Raw genomic sequence first — 18,088 nt, forward strand, 5'->3', positions numbered from 1 at the left:
AGTCAACTCCCTAGGAGGTGAACGTCCTTTTCCCTATCCAATGGAAAATGATACCTTATGTAGCAGACAAAGTCTAGGAGTAAGTAACTATACAAAAATCTTGAAACTTTAAACACGTATCAATGGTTGGATGACATATCCGAGGAGAACCCTCTTACCAACCTTGATATAGATTAGAAATGATGTAGAAGACTACTATTTGTCTATGACTGCATCATACCAGGAGGTTGTTATTATGAAATATTATGTTGTTGATGCATTTGCAGAAAAGGTGTTTGAAGGAAATCCAGCTGGTGTCTGCATCATGGAGAAATGGCTACCTGAAGAAACCATGCAAAAAATTGCAGTTGAGAATAACCTTTCTGAAACAGCATTTGCTGTAAAAGAGAAGGATAGCTATCGATTAAGATGGTTTACTCCTGGAAAAGAGGTTGATCTTTGTGGTCATGCTACTTTGGGAACAGCTTATGTAATTGCCAATTATTATGAGAAGAATGTAGATAAAATCAAGTTTCAAACAATAAGTGGTGAGCTTATTGTTGTAAAAAAAGGTGACTTTTATGAAATGAATTTTCCAAGCAGAATGCCTGAGCCATTTCAATTGACAGATCAAATGATTGAGGCTCTTGGTGTAACACCTTTGGAAGCTTATCTAGGAAGAGATTTGATGCTTGTCCTTGAAAATGAAGAAGATGTTCAAAACGCAGTACCTGATTTTTCTAAGCTGGAAAAACTTCCAGATGGCATGGGGGTTTTGATTACTGCAAAAGGTAAAAAGTACGATTTTGTTTCAAGATGCTTTTTCCCTAAGATTAAAGTTAATGAAGATCCTGTATGCGGTTCAGCGCATTGTAACTTCATTCCTTATTGGGCAAAATGTCTTGGTAAGGATGAGATGACAGCAAGACAACTTTCTAAACGTGGTGGAACAGTATACTGCAAATATTATGGAGACAGAGTAACTATTAGCGGCTCAGCGGCTTTATATTCTGTAGCTGATATTAGAATAGATTAAAAAAAGAGGCTGACATATTATGAGAATCGAACAAAAAATTAAAGAATTAGGCATTAGACTTCCTGAATTATCTACGCCTAAGGCAATGTATTTACCTGTAAAGCAACTGGGAAATGCTTTATTTGTTTCAGGACAAGCCCCTCTTGTTAATGGAGAACCCGCTTATATAGGAAGAGTGGGCGAAGAAAGAACATTGGAAGAAGCGCAAGAGGCAGCTAAAATCTGCACCATCAATATGTTGGCAGCAATTAAGGAGTATCTTGGTGATTTAGATCGTGTTGTAAATGTAGTTAAAGTTCAAGCTTTTGTTAACAGTGAAGTTGGATTCACTCAGCAGCATATTGTTGTAAATGCAGCTTCTCAGTTATTGTATGATGTGTTCGGCGACGCAGGGCGACATGCGCGCACAGCTGTTGGTACAAACCAACTTCCACTGGATATTACGGTAGAAGTTGAAGCTATTTTTGAAATCGAAGCAAATAAATAATACTATGTACGGAAAATCAAATAGGATTGACATCCATATTGGCATAAAATGCCATGCTAAATATATCACTGTAGCAAATTGATATTTTAGCAGAAATCCATACAAATTAGCGATATTCAAACTTTTCAACGTTAATGAATACCGCTAATTTGTATCAATAGTCATTAGACAAAAGTTGATTTCCTCACCAAGAAGAAGAAAAAAGTCAACTAAGGCGAAATCCCACAATACTATGTGAAAAATAACCACCCCGCAATTATTACACCGGATGTATTCGATATGGTACAGCGAGAACTGACACGCCGTGGTCAAATCCGAGACCGACACAGCGGCGTTCATTTGTTTTCTGGCAGAATAAAATACGGTCAGGATAAGTTCGTTTGTTCGTGCCTGACACCTAAGTTTTTTTTAGCAAGCTCAAAGAGGAATTCATTATGGTCGGGAAAATTCTTGGATGTCTCAACAGCATATATTGTCAAGGTGCTGTTGAGACCAAGGATTTTGATTATCTGCCTGGTCAGGTCGTTTTTGAAAAAGCCAAGAATCAGAATCCCGAGCTTAACTTCCTCATCTATTCCGCTTTCTGTTGCCAGCTTCATCCCGAGAAAATACAGCCTTTTCTTATATATGAGCTTCTCAGACAGGAGCAGCCGGATGCGTCCAGTCAGCCTTGTAATATACAGCATGATTGGGGCTTCTTCAAGCATTATCTGGAACTCAGCGTAGCAAGCCTGATCTTCAATGCAAGTGGCCACCTTATCCATTACTTCCATTGCCAGCTTTTCTTTGTCTGCGATCGGCAGCTAGTCATTCCTCAAAACATGCAGAACGTCCCTTATCCCTGCAAAATGAGCATCCTGAAATACATAGGGCAAACCCGGATGCTCTGTGGCCATTCGATTTATGTATTGGTAGATGCTTTCTTCCTTTTCTTTTGGCATATGAATCATCCTTCGATGTAGTATTGTCGTGATTAGTTTTGCTGTTTTAGTATTTCTAGTACTGCATGTTAATCCGCCCGTCGCCTAATATCTCGAACTCGATGCCTTCCGCATTCAAAAGATTAATCTCCAGTCTTCTGTTGTCTTTAATAAGGTAATTCATTTTTTGAATGGCACTGCTGATTTCCTCACGATTGCTGCTCTGCTGCGCTATTGACAGGAGATGCATTATTTCACCTTCAACCTGCACTATTTCCAATATGTTGCTGTTGAATTCGGAGTAATTTGCGTTATTATAGATCAGCCTATTGTTAAACGATTGTGAAATCATGCCATATTCACTCACGGCCTCCATAGGATCCAGCGTGTCGCTGTTGAACTCATGGATTGTTTTGTTGTGGAATTCCACAACTGCATTGATCTGGCTATTCATATTGATTATGTACTCTACTATTTCTTTTTTTGTGAAAAAGCTTTCACTTGCTGATTTCGACGAGGGTATTCCATTGTCAGTCGCAATCAGGTCATTAATAGCAGTTGAGCTGTTTTTGTTTTGCTTTACCGAAATATCTGATCCTGCTATATATATCATCCCAGCAATCAAAAGTCCGGCAGTTATTACGCCTCTTGCTATTCTGCCCGCTATATTCCCGAATGATTTTTCTTTTCGCTTTTTTACTATCAAATCATAGGTATTCCACTCATCAGGAGTGAGATAGTCTCCTCTTTTAGCTCTTTCTAAAAGTTCTTTTTCATACTCATTCATGACGTTTTTGAAGTTCTTCTTAAGACTGCTCATGCTTCACCTCCCTGATGGCCCTATATTCGATATACCCAATATCTGTCATGAATACCTTTATTATAAGCGCTAATATTGAAGCAGAAAAACAGCTGATATCAGCTGTTTCTTTACTCCGGTTAAAAAAATTCGATTAAAGACATATAGCTACTTACGATTAGTTTACTCACGAGTAGTATACTCATAAGTAGTTTACTTACGATTAGTTATAATCCTATGGAATCACCTTGATTTGTCCCATCATTCCGTTCTCCTCGTGCTCGAGTATGTGGCAGTGGTACATGAAAACTCCAGGCTGAGTGAATCTTATTTTGATTCTTACCTCCTCTCCTTCGTCTACAAAGACCGTGTCCTTGAAGCCTTGCTCCTCTTTAGGCGGTTCTTTCCCGTTTCTTGATATGACCTGGAACTGCGTCCCGTGGACATGGAAAGGGTGGCCTCCCGACTGCATCATCATGCCCCCGCGGCTGTATATTGTCCATATTTCGGTTTCATTAAGGGCTATTTCCTCGTCGATGCGGTGTTGGTTAAAGGATTTCCCGTTGATTGTCCCGGTTATGCCCATGGACTCCAATATGAAGACCCTCTCTCTTGGATTTGCTCCTATCGGAATGTCTGCAGCGTCAGGCTGAGGGATAGTCTCCCTGGCCTCGCCAGTAGGATTCCCTGAGAGTCTGAGCTTTAGAATCGGGGTGTTGCCAAGCAGCAGGTTGACGGTCTCAGCGCTAACCTCTCTAAAATCTACTAGCACTTCCGCCCTTTCTCCCGGGGAGAGTGTCAGGGTTTTGCTAAGGAGCGGCTCCCTCATGAAGCCGCCGTCGGTGGCAATTTGTCTGAAGCTGCTTCCGTCGCTTAATCTGAAGACAAAGTTTTCCGAATTGGATGCGTTGAGAACCCGAAAGCGCACCACTTCACGCCTTATGTCCAGATAGGGGTTTAAGGTGCCGTTGACCAAAACAGTATTTCCCGGCAAAATCCCCATCATGTCTGTCCTGTAAGAAATGCTTCCGTCGGAATTGAAGTTGCGGTCCTGCACTATCAGCGGGAAATCATTCACGCCGTATTCGTCGGGCAGGCTCCTGCTTGTCTGGCTCTCGTCTTCGACATATATCAGTCCGGCCAGGCCGAAATATACCTGCGTGGCCGTGGTTCTAAGAGCATGCGGGTGATACCAGAGTGTAGCTGCCGGCTGAGCGACAGTAAAGGATGGCGTCCAGCTTTCACCGGGCTCTATAACCTGGTGCGGCCCTCCGTCCTGCTCTCCCGGTACAACAAGGCCATGCCAGTGAACTGTTGTTTCTTCATCCAGCTCATTGTTTACCCTGATGCTTACTTTTTCGCCCTGCTTCATTTTCAGTATCGGGCCTAGATATGAACCGTTGTATCCCATTGTGGAAGCGGGAAGGTTTTTCATAAATACTGTTTCGCCATATTGAGCATTAAGTGTATATCGGGCGACTGAGGGATCGGGATCCTCATCCTCAAGAAGCAGAGGCAGCTTCAAGGCAGTTGTAAATCCATTCGATAGGACAATCCTTTTCTCTGAGAACATATTGAAAATCACTGAAAGCCATAGGCCTATCAGGCTTATCAGCAGAACCGTCAGTATAGCTATGATTGTTTTATTCTTTTTTATGTGTTCCATTATGTGAACCCTTCCCTTCTTACTTTGATCTGTTTTTTTAGTGATACCCCTGTGAAGCTGATTTTGCCCATTTTTCAGGCAAAAAAATAATGAGAAGAGTTAATAAAACTCTTCCCACAATCATATTTACTACAGTTTTCCAGCACGCTATTTCTCTATTCCGACTCTTGCTTCCACGCCTTTTTCATAGTAGTGCTTTATTTCCTTCATTTCCGTGACGAGATCCGCTTTTTCGATAATCCTTTCATGAGCGTTCCTTCCTGTAAGGATGACTTCCACTCCAGCCGCCCTGTTGTCTATGGCTTCTATAACCTTATCTACTGTAAACAGGTTATAGTACAATGCTATATTTATCTCATCCAGCACGACAACATCGTAATCACCTGATGAGAGTATGTCCGCACATTCCTTCAGCCCCTCGTTTCCAAGTCTTATGTCCTCCTCGCTGGGCTCACTGAAAATGAAGCATTCGCTTCCATACTGCTTCATCGAAAACCCCGGAAGGTACTTTTCTGCATTCAGCTCGCTGTATTTCATTCCTTTTACAAACTGGGCAAAATAGACTTTCTTGCCTGCGCACACGGCCCTGAGTGACAGTCCCAGAGCCGCCGTCGTCTTGCCTTTCCCGTTTCCTGTATAGACCTGCACATAGCCCTTCTCCACTTTGCATTCCTCCTTTTATAGAATTAAAGAAAAAGCTCCTGCAAGCAGGAGCAAATAGTTATTTTCTGTTTTTCTTGGCATTTCGCAGTGCCAGTATGCGCTGCATTTCGTTGAAAACTATCATGTAGCCTTCGTCGACGCCCATGCCAGGCTTTGCAAGTATCTGGACCGGCTGGGTGGCCATAGCGCAGTTTACGCAGACCTGCGCGCTTCTTTCGGTCTCATTGCAGGTACCACCCTGGTACGCCCCTATTCCTTTTTCCTTGCAGTAGAGGACCGCTTCTATTGTATTGTTGATGCCGCCAAGGTCAGGCGTCTTGATTTGAACCATGTGTCCAGCCTTATTGTCAGCAAAATATTTGATATCCTCGAGTGTGTTGCACCATTCGTCTGCTACAAGCTCCACATTGATGCCCCTGGAATCCAGCTCTTTTGTAAGACCTGCCAAGGCAATCATCTGTGTTTCACGGTCTGTATCGCAATCCATAGGACCTTCAATTCTCAGTTTGAAAGGTTTTGCCAGCTCTTCCAGCTCTGAGAGGTAGTCTGCCATAGCCTTGTAGTTGTTGTCCCCAAACGCAACTCCTATTGTGCCGTATACGTCTATATGGATAACCGGATTATAGTCTTCACTCAAACGGTTGCTCAGTATTCTATCGCGAAGCCATGCAACGTATTCGGCAAGCTTTTCGCCGTTCTTGCCAAGCTTGGTTTCAACGTTGTTTATCAAAGCATGAGGCAGAACCTGCGCTCCCTTGATGATCATCTTGTCGGCATTGGCATAGCGGTCGTCGCCTGATTGCGTGAATATCGGAACCGGTGTTTCCGACACTGTGCAGCCATACTCATCGGCAACAACCTCGCACATCAGCCTGCCTGTTGCCTTTGAAACCGCGTCAAGTATCGCCTGGGAAACGCCGTAGCGTATCGCAGTGTGCAGACGCTTGCCCTCTATCTGTATTGCTTCCATCATTTCACAAAGGTTGCGGAAGGAGTCGGCTTCCTTTCCTATAAGCTCCGGCCTTATATACCTGTCTATTAGAGGTATAAAGTCTTTTGCCAGGAAAAGCGGGTCACGTCCGCCGGCTCCGCTGTACTGTACTGCGGCGCAGTCGCCGTAGGCTATCTGGCCGTCTTCGAGAATTATCATTACAGATATGGATTCGCCCGCCTGCCTTACGGAAGTAAAGCCCTCCGTAACAGGCTTGCCTATATAGAAAACTCCGTCATGGCCAGCGCCCTTTTTAATGGCACGCTGGTCATCAAAGTAAAAGCCGGTACGTCCTTCGGAACAAACAACATCAACAATTTTCATAGCGCCTTCTCCTTTATATGTTAGTATCTAGGTCGTCCTACAAGGCGGCCCTTTCCGATTGCATAAACGTCATCGATTACCATCTGGAACGAAACATCGCGCTTTTCAGCCCTTGCACGTTCTTCAATCTTTTCCTTGTGGAAGTCCTTCAGCTCCTGGCCAAAAGGAAGGTTGCCCATGTTGAGTACGCGGACAGCGCCGTTGTGGTCACGGGCCGGCAGCATGAGGCCCGCGTTCGCGCGGCAAGGTGCAAAAGGCACGTCCAGCACGCCGGCTTCAACGCCGCGGCATACGCCAACTGCTATGTCGCCTTCGCCCAGCTCAAAACACTTGTCCACTATGCAGCGAGTCTCTTTCCTTATAATATCCTTTTCGACCTCCAGCTCGTTGTTCTGGAATTGCTGGTCAGACAGCATGTTTACAACCTGCTTTGTGCAGCGAAGGCCCGCAGCATTCGCTGCCATGGTAGGGATGCCCACTGCTTCATGAGGGGTCTTTACTATAACCTTGGTCGCCTTTGCCAGAGCTGCTATTGTGCTGCCCAGGGAGATTACGCCGAAGGCCTTTGCCTCATCGGCAGGGAATCCGCCCATCCACTGGTGAAGTACTGTCGTTACTATAACGTCATTATAGCCGTATTTCTGCAGATATTCGTCTGTAAGCTCTTCCAGAGTTCGTATCGCCGCGATATCCTGAATAAGGTTTCCGCACTGGCCATAGCCTACTGTTATGTTCTTCACGCCCTGCTCAGCTGCAAGCAGCGCTTCTATTATTGCCGCAGCATGTGATACAAACGGCGGAACCAGAGTGCCTGTAAGAGGTCCGTAGGGCTCCCTGTTTATCGAAATGCCCATTTCCTCGTACAAGCCGGTCAGACGGTCAACGTACTGCCAGTCGCGTATTGTTTTTTCCATAGGAACATTCTTGCAGTAAGGAAGGTTATAGGAAATGCCGCCGCCTTCATAGCTGGTGAAGCCGCCTGCGTATGTTATTTCTGTAAGCAGTCTGGCATCCGGCGTGCCGTGTCTTACCTGCACAGGTACGTCGAGGCTGTCTATGATCTTGCGGCAGCCTGCCACGCCATGGTTGACAGCCGGAAAGCCGTTGAGCATGGCTCTGTCAAGTCTTATGGATTCGTTTATGCCGTTTTCTGCTTCCGTATAGCGGTTCTGGCGTGTATAGCTGTCTATGGTTGTCGGCAGAAGGTCTGCCTCGCCTTCCTTCTCAAGATATTTCAAAAGCTTTATGTGTTCGTCTATATCTGGAACTCCTGCTCTAGGTTCGATCAGAGTCCTGTTTTCGTTTTTCGCTTTGATGAGCTTCTTTGCGAAGTCCTTGTGCTCAGGCAGTGACTTGTGATAGGCAATTGCTTCCTCAAGATTGACATCCTTGCCTGTCGGCCATTGCAGCAAGACTTCTTTTCGGAGTTGTTCAAACTCGGCTTCCGGGATTTTTTTATTCTTAATATCCATCTTTTTTCAGCTCCTTTTTCATTATACGTAACGCGATTTGCGGATGATGCTCCGACAACAAGCCCATTGCGGCAAGTATATAGCTTCTGTCTATCCATATCTGTGCGTCCTTTGGCTTGAGAGACATCGGGTTCATTTTGTCGTACATGGCATGAGCAGCTATTGCGGCTGTCCGCTTCGTGTTGATCAGACTGCCTCCTGTAGCTACGATCTGCTTGACACGGGTCAGGTCCTTGCCTGTCTGCACATAAGTCAGGCCCATCATGGTATATGCTTCCTCGATGCTCCCTGCATGCCTGGTGACCGCCGTCTCGATGGCGAGGGAGGCAAGTGCATAGTCGAGCATTTCGAGTTCATGGTCTCCGTTTGGCAAAGCTTCTGTATTGACAGCAAGATGGTCGATAAGCTCTTCTACTCTTTCAACGGACAGTCCGGACATCTGGCTGATGCGCCTTATGCCTGCAGCCTCCACGATTCCAGCGATGCTGTACCTCATACCGATGTCGCCTTCTACCGTCCTCTTGACGTAAGGCTCCGGCAAGCCTCTGTAAACTGTGTTCGTGGCTTCAGGCATTCCTTCCGCTATCGAATAGACGTCGGTTGTTGCACCGCCAACATCTACGCCGATTAGATCTCCTATTCCGCTCTCGCCTTCGCAGCCCTCGGCCAGAAGCTGCATAGCCTTCATGACTGCGGACGGTGTTGGCATAAGTATTCCCGAAACCAAGGACGCCGCCTTCGTAATGCCCTTTGCCTGTATTATCCTGTGGAGGAAAATCTCCTGTATCTGCTTCTGCGCCGGCTCTGCGTTCAGCACGCCGAATTTTGGCATTACATTCTCACAGACATATACCTCTCGCCCCTCCAGAATACGTTGGCACTCGCGGGCCGCCGACCTGTTGCCGGCTATGACTATCGGGAAATCATTCGGTATTGATGATAGCATTTTCGCATTATGGATAATGCATTCCGTGTTTCCGCCGTCGGTGCCGCCTACCAGAAGGAAAATGTCAGGATTTTCTGTCCGTATGTATTCTATGTCGTCTTCAGTAAGCTGAAAGCTGAAAACCTTAATGATCTTGGCTCCGGCGCCCAAGCTTGCCACCTTTGCCGCTTCGGCTGTAAGCTCTGGAACAAGACCGCTGGTTATCATCCTGAGGCCTCCGGCTGCAGAGGAGCACGCAAAGCGTTCCGCGAAATGCAGCTTGCCATTTTTTTCTTCCAAAAGCCTGATGGCATTGTCGAGTCCTATGTTGATATCGGTTTGAACAGTGGTGTATGCACACGCCGTTCCTAGCAGCTGCTCGCCTTCCAGATCCACTGCTGTAACCTTTGTATAGGTGCTGCCAAAATCTATCAGTAAAACGGGCTTCATTATTTCACCTCCCGTTAATCTTCCATGAGTAGGATTTCCTTTAGAGCTGCAATTCCTGTTTCAGGTCTCGTTCCTGGAGGGAAAACGGCATTGAAGCCCATCTCCATGAAGCGCTTTTCAACCTCTTCGAAAACCTGCTTACCGATAACAATGTTACCGCCAACAAGAAGCGGGATATCCTTCAGGCCTGCTTCATCGCATTTTTCACGCATTCCCCGGCAGTCCAGCTCCCCCTGACCGTACAGAGAGGAAACCACGATGGCGTCTGCGTTTGATTCGATTGCCGCTGCAATAAATTCTTCCTGAGAAACCATAACGCCAAGGTTTATCACTTCAAAACCGGCATCCGTAAATGCATGGTAGAGTATCTTATTGCCGACTGCATGTACATCTGCGCCTATGACGCCAAGGACTATAACCTTCTTTTTCATTGTTCTCACCTCATAGCGATTTCTAATTTACGGTAATTGTTATATATCAATTCGGTAAATTGGGTTATAACTATATAATATATATATTATATCTCAAATGTACAAAAGTCAAGACAATTCACTGCAAAAAAACAAAAATAGGAGTGCTCCGCAGCTGGCCTGCGAAGGCATTCCTATTTGCTTTGGTTTAAATTTCTCTTTTCCTGAAGTTCACTCATACGCTCTCCCAGGTAGATGTAAGAGCCCTGGTCTATCTGGTATGCACACTGTATCACCATGTGCTTGCCTGCAAATTTTTGTATGAGCTTGGCATCCTTATGGCTGCAGAATTTCTCATACCCCTCCGGCACAAGCAGCGCATCTATATCCTTTAAGTACGCGCCGCAATCCTTCTCACTATCCAGCAGCCACGGCTGGGAAACGTTAGTCTGTACAGCATATGAACTGCATACACCCTGCAACATCTCAGCAAACCTCTCGCTCTGGCATATGATTCCTACTTTATGGCCCTTTTCCAGCAGCGCCAGCTGCATGATGGTCCTTGGAACCAGGTCAAGCGCAACCTTGATGATTTTTTCTTTTTCCGCTATTATTTCCCCCAGATCTTTTGCATGGTTGGCAGAAGTCACTATAACGTCCATCTCTTCGCCTATCTTGTAGGGATATTTCAGAATGTCATCAAACAGGTACTGGTATGTCTCCACATTTTTGAACTTATGCATTGTTTCGTCAAGGTGATAAAGCATCTCAGGGTTGCATTCAACAAGCGCAAGACTAATCGCCTTGCTAAGACGGACTTTTTCGCGCAGCTTTAAATCTATGAATATTTTCGCCTCCATGGGAGAGATGTCCAGACTTTCCAGCCTGTTCAGCATTTCCTCTATGGCAGCCATGGCACGTTCTTTTTTGCTTTCGGTGGTCTCCGGACGGTAGCTGATATACGTGCCGCGCCCCTGGGTCATATCTATCGCGCCCATTTTTTTCAGCTCGTCGTACGCGCGCTTGACGGTGCCGTGGGCGATTTTGAGCTGGTTAGCCATCTCCCGAACGGTAGCAAGCTTTGTGCCCGCCGGAAGCCTGCCGCTTTTTATATCTGCATAAATTGCGTCAGCCAGCTGCCGATAAATCGGCACGTCGCTTTCAGGATTCACTCTATACAGATTCAAATAAATCAACTCCCCACAATTGTTATAATTCAATTATGGAGATTTGATTCATATTTGTCAAGCAGGCTTATCCGATGTCAGATACGCTGTATATGGTATCCAAAAGCGTTCCGTCGCGGTATATTACCTTTGCCACCGCACGCTCACCCTTTTCCAGCCTTTGGGGCACACCGGTTATTCGCTCTGCGATTCTCTTGAGTTCATGAATGTCGACTACAGGCAGGCCTGCCTGCCTGAGTCGCTCACCCAGCTCTTTATTCCTAGGGTTTACGGCAATGCCTTTTTGCGTGACTAGAACATCTATATCCTTTCCAGGCGTGGATATGCAGGTCACTCGATCTGTAACAATCGGCAGGCGCGCTCTCGAGAGCGGAGCAATTATCATTGACAGTTTGGCTCCTGCAGCCGTGTCGCTGTGGCCGCCCGACCCCCCCATTATGAATCCGTTTGAGTCGGTGTGGACATTCACGTTGAAATCCGTATCAATTTCAGTAGCTCCCAGTATGACAACATCGAGGCTGTCGACAACTGCGCTTTTAGCGCTAGGACTTGCGTAATGGGTTGCGGAGATTTCCTGATGCTTAGGGTTTGAACGGATGGATTCCACAGCCTCCAGATCAAAGCACTGCACATCGAGCAAAGACTGGAAACAGCCCGCCTTGAGCATATCGACCATGTATCCTGTAATGCCGCCAAGGCCAAAGCTTCCCTTGATATTCTCCCTGAGCATTATGTCCTTCAGGAATTTGGCCGCAGCCAGAGATGCGCCGCCGGCTCCTGTCTGGAATGAAAATCCATCCTTGAGGAGGCCTGAATGCCTTATTACCCTAGCCGCAGACGAAGCCATGATGAGGCCTATGGGATCGCGCGTTATTTTTGTAGTTCCTGATACTATGCCGTTAGGGTCTCCTATGGCATCCACAGCCACCACGTAGTCGACATATGTTTCCGGGATTGACCAGTCGGCAAGAGGGTAAGGCACTAGACTATCAGTGATTACTATAACCTTTTTCGCGTTCATAGCGTCAGGGAAAGCATAGCCCAGGCTGCCGCAGGCGGATTTGCCGTATTTGCCGGTGCAGTTGCCCATGGTATCCGAAACGGGAGCCGCAATAAAGGCAACGTCTATAGGCGTGACGCCCGATTCTACGGCGCTGGGCCTGCCGCCGTGGGTTCTGAATTCGACGAGCTCCTCCATGACGCCCTGGGAAATGAATCTTCCTATGGCTCCGGACATGTAATTCGTTTGAAGTTTCGTAACGACATGGTTTCTGGCATGGTCTATAAGCGGAAGGTGCGTATCGAACAGTGAGCTTGCGTTTACAGTCAGCCCTTTGATGTTCATGGCCGCAATCTCCTCCATGACCATGTTCAAAACATAGTCGCCGTTTCGGAGATGGTGATGAAACGAAATGGTCATACCTTCCTTCAATCCGGATAGTTCAATCGCTTCGCGAAGAGTTTTTACAATTTTATTACTCATTTCCGCCACCTGCCATCATTAAAAGTTCCTCCGCCATAGCTATCGTCTGCTGCGCGCGGGCCACAATTGGAGCATCTATCATTTTCCCGCGCAGCGAAATTGCGCCACGACCTTGCTCCTTTGCTATGCGAATGGCTTCCATCACCTCATAGGCATAATCTATGTCCTCCTGGGACGGGCTGAACACCTGGTTTATTGCGGTGACGTGCCTTGGGGAGATTGAGGCCTTTCCTGTGAAGCCGAGACTTTTAGCATATTCTGTGTCCGCGTATATGCCTTCATCATCGTTTACGTCGGTGAAGGGCGTGTCATAAGCATCGACGCCTGCCGCCCGGGCCGCGCAAACCAGCCGCTTCCTGGCGTAGTCTATTTCATTTCCCTCCCTGGTTCTCTTGCAGCGCAGGTCAGCAGTGAGGTCCTCGCCGCCCAGCTGCAGCGCGCAAACACGCCTGGACGCCATAGCTATTTGAAACGCATTTTCTACTCCCAGCGCAGTTTCTATAAGGGGCATAAGCTTTACACTGTTGCTTTCAATGCCCAGGCTGCTCTCGAGCTTTGTTATGTACGCATCGATAGCTTGCACATCAGCCGCACAGCTCATTTTTGGAGGCATTATCACATCCGGTTTAAGGGGCACGATTTCATCCAGGTCCGATTTCCAGTATTCGGAGTCCATGGAATTGATCCTGACGAGCACCTCGCTCTTTTCGAACTTCATCAGCCTTATTGCGTTGCGGACAAGAATGCGCGCAGCGTCCTTCTCCGAAGGCGCTACGGCATCCTCCAGATCGAGTATTACAGCGTCTGCGCCAAGTTCATCGCCGTTTATTATGATGTTTGGGGTGTTGCCAGGCAAAAAAAGCATTGAGCGTCTCATATCTGTTCGGCCTCCCCTCTTTTGATGGCGGCTTCGACGCGCGCCCTGATAACGCAGTCCAAGGCACCTCGGTCAACTATTTTGACCTTTGCGCTTTCAACCTCAAGCTGCTCGAACATTTCAAACACGACGCTTCGGATTGCATCCCCGAACTGCTTCATCACTACCGATTCTATCTGGATATCTATTCCGCAGTCACACGGCTCCAGCTCCACATATACGTCGCTGGATTCTATGGTTCCGGCATAGGCTCTTCTAACTATTTTTGTCATTATGACTCCTCCTCGCTAGACCATTGCATTAGTACTATATCAATTAACAAGAATTATATAATACAATTTGTATTTTTTCAATCTATTTTCGGTTTTTCATCTTTTCAAATCAAATGCTATGAAGTATACTTGTTACATACCGAAAACCGCCAATATCAAGGGATAAGAATTAAGATTAACCCTAGTTATGTGGATTTAAGGAGGCTTAAATATGGAAATTGAATACGGCCGCCCATTTTCTAAAGGGAAATTAAGCGCACTGAAGGATTTCCTGGAGAAATCCGGCTTGGATTATGAACCCGCTATAGAATTTACTGTAAATGTGATGCAAGACGGAGAAATTATTGCCACAGGTTCATTAGATAATAATATATTAAAGTGTATCGCCGTGTCAGAAGCCCATCAGGGAGAGGGGCTCACTGCCACCATTGTAACGGAGCTTCAAAAGGAAGCCTTTTTCCGAAATCTGCGCCATCTTTTTTTGTATACCAAGCCTAAGAATATAGCAATGTTTGAGTCGCTCTTCTTCTATCCCGTGGCGCAAACAGCCGACGCCCTGCTTATGGAAAACGAGCGCAATGGAATAAGGAATTATGTTGCAGCTCTCGATTGCCCTACAAAGGAAGGGGTAATAGGTGCGATTGTTGCTAACTGCAATCCATTCACTCTTGGCCACAGGTATCTGATTGAGACCGCAGCTAGAGAGTGCGACTGGCTCCATGTTTTCATCCTGTCCGAGGACAGGAGCGCGTTCTCGGCTAGGACAAGATTGGAGCTTGCAAAAGAGTCAACAAAGGATTTGCCTAATGTGACAATTCATCAGACCGGAGACTATCTGATCTCCTATGCGACATTCCCAAAATATTTCATCAAAGATATTACGAATGTAAGCGACATACAGTGCCAGCTGGATATCGAGATATTCCAGAAGCATTTTGCCCCTGCACTGAATATTACAAGGCGCTACATCGGAACAGAACCTCTCTCACCCGTTACAAACGCCTACAACCAGCAGCTCAAGCGGGAACTGCCGAAAAGCGGCATACAGGTCCTGGAGATTCCCAGAATTGAGATTTCAGGAATTCCCGTCAGCGCCAGCGCTGTGCGCGCCGCACTAGAGAGCGGAGATTTTGAAGGCTTGAAAAAGCTCGTTCCACCTGCCACCTACGAATACCTGCTGAATGCCTATAAGAAATAAGGAGGAAGCAATATGCCATTTTCATATAAAATGCAAAAAAGCCATGTCTTCAGCACATTTTATGCTCCCCGGGGAAGGAAGAGGATTTACGAGCTCGGCATGCAGATAGCCCAGCTGTATCTAAGCCCCTTCGATCAGATTATCGGCGTTGTCGGCGAGGCCGGTTCAGGAAAGAGCGCTCTTATAAAAGGCATGTTCCCCGGTTTGGAATTGACTAATGATGACGACGGCGTCAATGTCCGCCCGCTGCCTTTGTTGGAACAGGATGAAGAAACAGGCTTTTTTTCGCCCCATACCTACCATCTGGACATACGTTTTGAGATGGGCTTCACATCGGCGCCAGTGCTGGCTGCAGCCATTCTGAAGGCTGTGCACCGGGGAAAACGTGTCATCGTTGAGCACTTTGACCTGATCTTTCCTTTTTTAAGCCAGAATGCCAACCTTCTGATAGGTGTCGGAGAAGAAATCCTGCTGACCCGGCCTAACCTGTTTGGCCCGGAGCCGGGCGAAATATATGATATCGTCCATAACTCGCTACTTTACCGACTTATGGCCCATACAGCCGAGGACCTCACCGAGCTTTTCCTATCCACTGAGGATATGGAGCGTGCGGAGCATGACGATATCAACCACGGCTTCATTATTTCCTTCAAGGACAAGACTCCCGATGTCGACCTGGAGGATCTGGAGAGGAAAGTGAATGAGCTGATAGCGCAGAAGATTTCAATTTGCTATCTGGATGAAGGCCATGTAACCATCGGAGGAAAACCCCACGCCTGCACAGGCCCCAGGACCCACGTATCCAACACCGGGGAGATAATCGGCTTCCGACTTCTTAAAAACTTCATTTATGACAGCGCAAACAAACGCTATCTCATTGTCGGCTGCATTGGCGAAAATTCCGAGGAGAACCTTAAGAATGTGATGAAGCTGAACCCTACCAATATGAACAAGGTTGCGCCGCTGTATGAATTTTAATGCTGGAAGCATAACCCTGCAGCAGGTTCTGGACGCCCGGGACCACCGCCATGAAATACAGCAGCTGCTGCTTTCAGAATTTCGCCGTCCGGTTCTGAGCTTTACCATGAACATCGCCGGCGAGGTCAAAAATTCGCCTCTGATCAAGCTTGCTTTCGACCACGGCATACAATCTATAACCGACCTCCTTGGAACTCCGCATAAAATGGAGATTTTGCGAAAGCCAACAGGATGCGAAGCTTTCCTCGTCTACGGAAAGTCTGCTGAAAAAATCAAGCAAACCTGCATTAATATTGAGTCGAAAAGCCCGATCGGGCGTCTTTTCGATATGGACGTTATAGATGCCGATGGCCAGAAGCTTTCAAGACAGGAGCCCCGGACCTGCATAGTGTGCGGCGGACCTGTGGCTCCATGTTCACGCAGCAGGGCCCACGGTCTGGATGCAGTCAAGGCCCGGACTAATCAGCTTCTTCTGCAGTTTGCGGCAAAGCAATTTGAGGGCCTGGCAGCAGAGGCCTTGGTTGAGGAGGTCCGCTTCACGCCAAAGCCGGGACTTGTCGACCTTCGCAATCAGGGTTCGCATAAAGATATGGATTTCGCCATGTTTGAACGCAGCGCCGATTCCCTGCGCTCTTATTTTTCAGAAGCCTTTCTGCTGGGCGCTGAAGAAAAAGACTGCATGAAAAAACTGCAGAAGGCTGGAATTGCCGCAGAATCCCGCATGCTGGAGACAACCGGCGGAGTCAACACCCACAAGGGCGCCATTTACGCCTTCGGACTCATATTGGCGGCCCTGGGCAATTATCTCATGCGCGGCGATGACATTTTTCAACATGCAAGCCGCCTTGCCAGAGCGGCAGAAGTTTCTGACTCAAAAACACATGGCAGGGAGGTTTTTGAAAAATTCGGCATCCGAGGCGCCAGAGAAGAAGCTGAAGCCGGTTTTCCTTCTGCGAAAAAGGCATATCTGCTTTTGAAACATTCCGGCGGAGACATGCTGTCAACACTTTTGCAGCTTATCTCCGAGTGCCCTGACACTAATCTACTCTATCGCGGAGGCTTGGAGGGACTTGTATATGCCCAAAACTGGGCAAAATTTGTCTTGAACCGTCCGGCTTTTTCGCGGCCTTCGCTTACAAAACGCATGGATCAAGCTTTTATCCGCAAAAACTTGAGTCCGGGAGGCTGCGCCGATCTGCTGGCTTTGGCCCTGTTTCTGCGGAAAGTGGATAGCTTATGGAATGAAAATGACTGCATACAGTAGGGTCGTCGAGGTGCATGTTTTGTCAGAAAACAAGAAAAGAACTAGAGACTTCGTTTAAAAGTCCTAGTTCTTTTCTCTTTGGATTGCTATAATGCTTTTTCCGAAATTACCGCCCTTATAACTGCAGCTTCGTCTTTTGATTTGTTTGTAAGCCTCAGCATCACACTTTCCTCGTCAGGCGATTGCGTTATATGGAACAAGTCTTTTTCCTCGATGTTGAATCTATTTTTATCGATTTCAACCAAAAGGTCTCCGTTTAATGCATAGAAAACATTAGTAACCTTCTTCTCTTTACCGAGATTTATATCGACTTGTTCCCCTGCTTTAAGGGAGCATACCTCCAGGCTTCCGGAAAACCCCTGCGCAAGCATCAGATTGAAATCAGTTGCCTTTCCGCGGCTTACGGTTGCCCAGTCTCCCATAAAACAATCCTGCTGAAAAGTGTCTAGCACCTTGTTGTAATGGTTCTCATGCTCGAGCATTATCTGACCCTCGGTAACCATGATATGTCTTGTTATTCCAGGCAGGCTCGTGAATACGGATTCAGACGCCTCAACCTTTGCAGAGCTGAGCCTCCATTTGAAGGTTCTTTCACTGTAGCTGCTGCCGCTTGGATATATCAGGAGCTCCGTCGTTGTCCCTCCCGACCATTGGCTGGTTTGGTATTGTGACTTTTTTACTATTCCGATGCTTGTCTCCATTCAAAC

Annotated in this window: 19 protein-coding genes; 5 read left to right on the top strand and 14 right to left on the bottom strand. The window is 46.9% G+C overall.

The window, feature by feature from the left end:
- Positions 1-235 precede the first annotated feature (235 nt).
- Complete coding sequence (locus EAL2_RS13745; protein WP_025436931.1) at positions 236-1,015, top strand: PhzF family phenazine biosynthesis protein; 780 nt, start codon at positions 236-238, stop codon at positions 1,013-1,015.
- Between the two features lie 19 nt (positions 1,016-1,034).
- Positions 1,035-1,502: a RidA family protein gene (locus EAL2_RS13750; protein ID WP_025436932.1), complete on the top strand. Its 468-nt coding sequence runs from the start codon at positions 1,035-1,037 to the stop codon at positions 1,500-1,502.
- 365 nt (positions 1,503-1,867) lie between these two features.
- On the opposite strand, the gene EAL2_RS15380 is transcribed toward EAL2_RS13750, so the two are convergent.
- From EAL2_RS15380 to citD, 13 genes are all read right to left on the bottom strand, one after another.
- Positions 1,868-2,275, bottom strand: a complete 408-nt coding sequence (locus EAL2_RS15380) for a hypothetical protein (RefSeq protein WP_025436933.1) — start codon at positions 2,273-2,275, stop codon at positions 1,868-1,870.
- A 30-nt stretch (positions 2,276-2,305) separates the two neighbouring features.
- Positions 2,306-2,443, bottom strand: a complete 138-nt coding sequence (locus tag EAL2_RS15595; RefSeq protein WP_158408948.1) for a hypothetical protein — start codon at positions 2,441-2,443, stop codon at positions 2,306-2,308.
- Between the two features lie 55 nt (positions 2,444-2,498).
- Positions 2,499-3,242 (bottom strand): hypothetical protein, encoded by a 744-nt coding sequence (locus EAL2_RS13760; RefSeq protein WP_025436934.1) that lies wholly within the window; start codon positions 3,240-3,242, stop codon positions 2,499-2,501.
- A 214-nt stretch (positions 3,243-3,456) separates the two neighbouring features.
- Entirely contained in the window at positions 3,457-4,887 is a 1,431-nt protein-coding gene (locus EAL2_RS13765) for a multicopper oxidase family protein (RefSeq protein ID WP_051489278.1), read from the bottom strand.
- A 147-nt stretch (positions 4,888-5,034) separates the two neighbouring features.
- Positions 5,035-5,550 (bottom strand): cob(I)yrinic acid a,c-diamide adenosyltransferase, encoded by a 516-nt coding sequence (locus EAL2_RS13770; protein WP_025436936.1) that lies wholly within the window; start codon positions 5,548-5,550, stop codon positions 5,035-5,037.
- Between the two features lie 58 nt (positions 5,551-5,608).
- Entirely contained in the window at positions 5,609-6,865 is a 1,257-nt protein-coding gene (locus EAL2_RS13775; protein WP_025436937.1) for a methylaspartate ammonia-lyase, read from the bottom strand.
- 20 nt (positions 6,866-6,885) lie between these two features.
- The gene (locus EAL2_RS13780) at positions 6,886-8,337 is read right to left on the bottom strand and encodes a methylaspartate mutase subunit E (protein ID WP_025436938.1); all 1,452 of its coding nucleotides are present in this window, start codon (positions 8,335-8,337) and stop codon (positions 6,886-6,888) included.
- Complete coding sequence (gene glmL / locus EAL2_RS13785) at positions 8,327-9,712, bottom strand: methylaspartate mutase accessory protein GlmL (protein ID WP_025436939.1); 1,386 nt, start codon at positions 9,710-9,712, stop codon at positions 8,327-8,329. Before glmL ends, EAL2_RS13780 begins: the two co-directional genes overlap by 11 nt.
- A 14-nt stretch (positions 9,713-9,726) precedes the next feature.
- A complete protein-coding gene (gene glmS / locus EAL2_RS13790; protein ID WP_025436940.1) occupies positions 9,727-10,143 on the bottom strand; it encodes a methylaspartate mutase subunit S in 417 nt (138 codons plus the stop codon).
- Between the two features lie 173 nt (positions 10,144-10,316).
- A complete protein-coding gene (locus tag EAL2_RS13795; RefSeq protein WP_025436941.1) occupies positions 10,317-11,309 on the bottom strand; it encodes a GntR family transcriptional regulator in 993 nt (330 codons plus the stop codon).
- A 67-nt stretch (positions 11,310-11,376) separates the two neighbouring features.
- On the bottom strand, positions 11,377-12,792 hold the full coding sequence (gene citF / locus EAL2_RS13800; protein ID WP_025436942.1) for a citrate lyase subunit alpha: 1,416 nt from the start codon (positions 12,790-12,792) through the stop codon (positions 11,377-11,379).
- Positions 12,785-13,669 carry an HpcH/HpaI aldolase/citrate lyase family protein gene (locus EAL2_RS13805; protein ID WP_025436943.1) on the bottom strand — a complete coding sequence of 295 codons (885 nt, stop codon included), beginning with the start codon at positions 13,667-13,669 and terminating at the stop codon, positions 12,785-12,787. Before EAL2_RS13805 ends, citF begins: the two co-directional genes overlap by 8 nt.
- Positions 13,666-13,941: a citrate lyase acyl carrier protein gene (citD, locus tag EAL2_RS13810; protein ID WP_025436944.1), complete on the bottom strand. Its 276-nt coding sequence runs from the start codon at positions 13,939-13,941 to the stop codon at positions 13,666-13,668. Before citD ends, EAL2_RS13805 begins: the two co-directional genes overlap by 4 nt.
- Positions 13,942-14,152: 211 nt before the next feature.
- Here citD and citC point away from each other — a divergent pair, with 211 nt between their 5' ends.
- The 3 genes from citC to citX are packed head-to-tail and all read left to right on the top strand — an operon-like array spanning position 14,153 to position 17,381.
- Positions 14,153-15,139, top strand: coding sequence for a [citrate (pro-3S)-lyase] ligase (gene citC, locus EAL2_RS13815; protein ID WP_025436945.1), 987 nt, complete (start codon positions 14,153-14,155; stop codon positions 15,137-15,139).
- 12 nt (positions 15,140-15,151) lie between these two features.
- Positions 15,152-16,117 carry an alanyl-tRNA editing protein gene (locus EAL2_RS13820; RefSeq protein WP_025436946.1) on the top strand — a complete coding sequence of 322 codons (966 nt, stop codon included), beginning with the start codon at positions 15,152-15,154 and terminating at the stop codon, positions 16,115-16,117.
- A complete protein-coding gene (gene citX / locus EAL2_RS13825; RefSeq protein WP_025436947.1) occupies positions 16,107-17,381 on the top strand; it encodes a citrate lyase holo-[acyl-carrier protein] synthase in 1,275 nt (424 codons plus the stop codon). Before EAL2_RS13820 ends, citX begins: the two co-directional genes overlap by 11 nt.
- Positions 17,382-17,467: 86 nt before the next feature.
- On the opposite strand, the gene EAL2_RS13830 is transcribed toward citX, so the two are convergent.
- Complete coding sequence (locus EAL2_RS13830) at positions 17,468-18,082, bottom strand: HutD/Ves family protein (protein WP_025436948.1); 615 nt, start codon at positions 18,080-18,082, stop codon at positions 17,468-17,470.
- Positions 18,083-18,088 lie beyond the last annotated feature (6 nt).

Source organism: Peptoclostridium acidaminophilum DSM 3953, assembly GCF_000597865.1.
In the GTDB taxonomy this organism is placed as follows: domain Bacteria; phylum Bacillota; class Clostridia; order Peptostreptococcales; family Peptostreptococcaceae; genus Peptoclostridium_A; species Peptoclostridium_A acidaminophilum.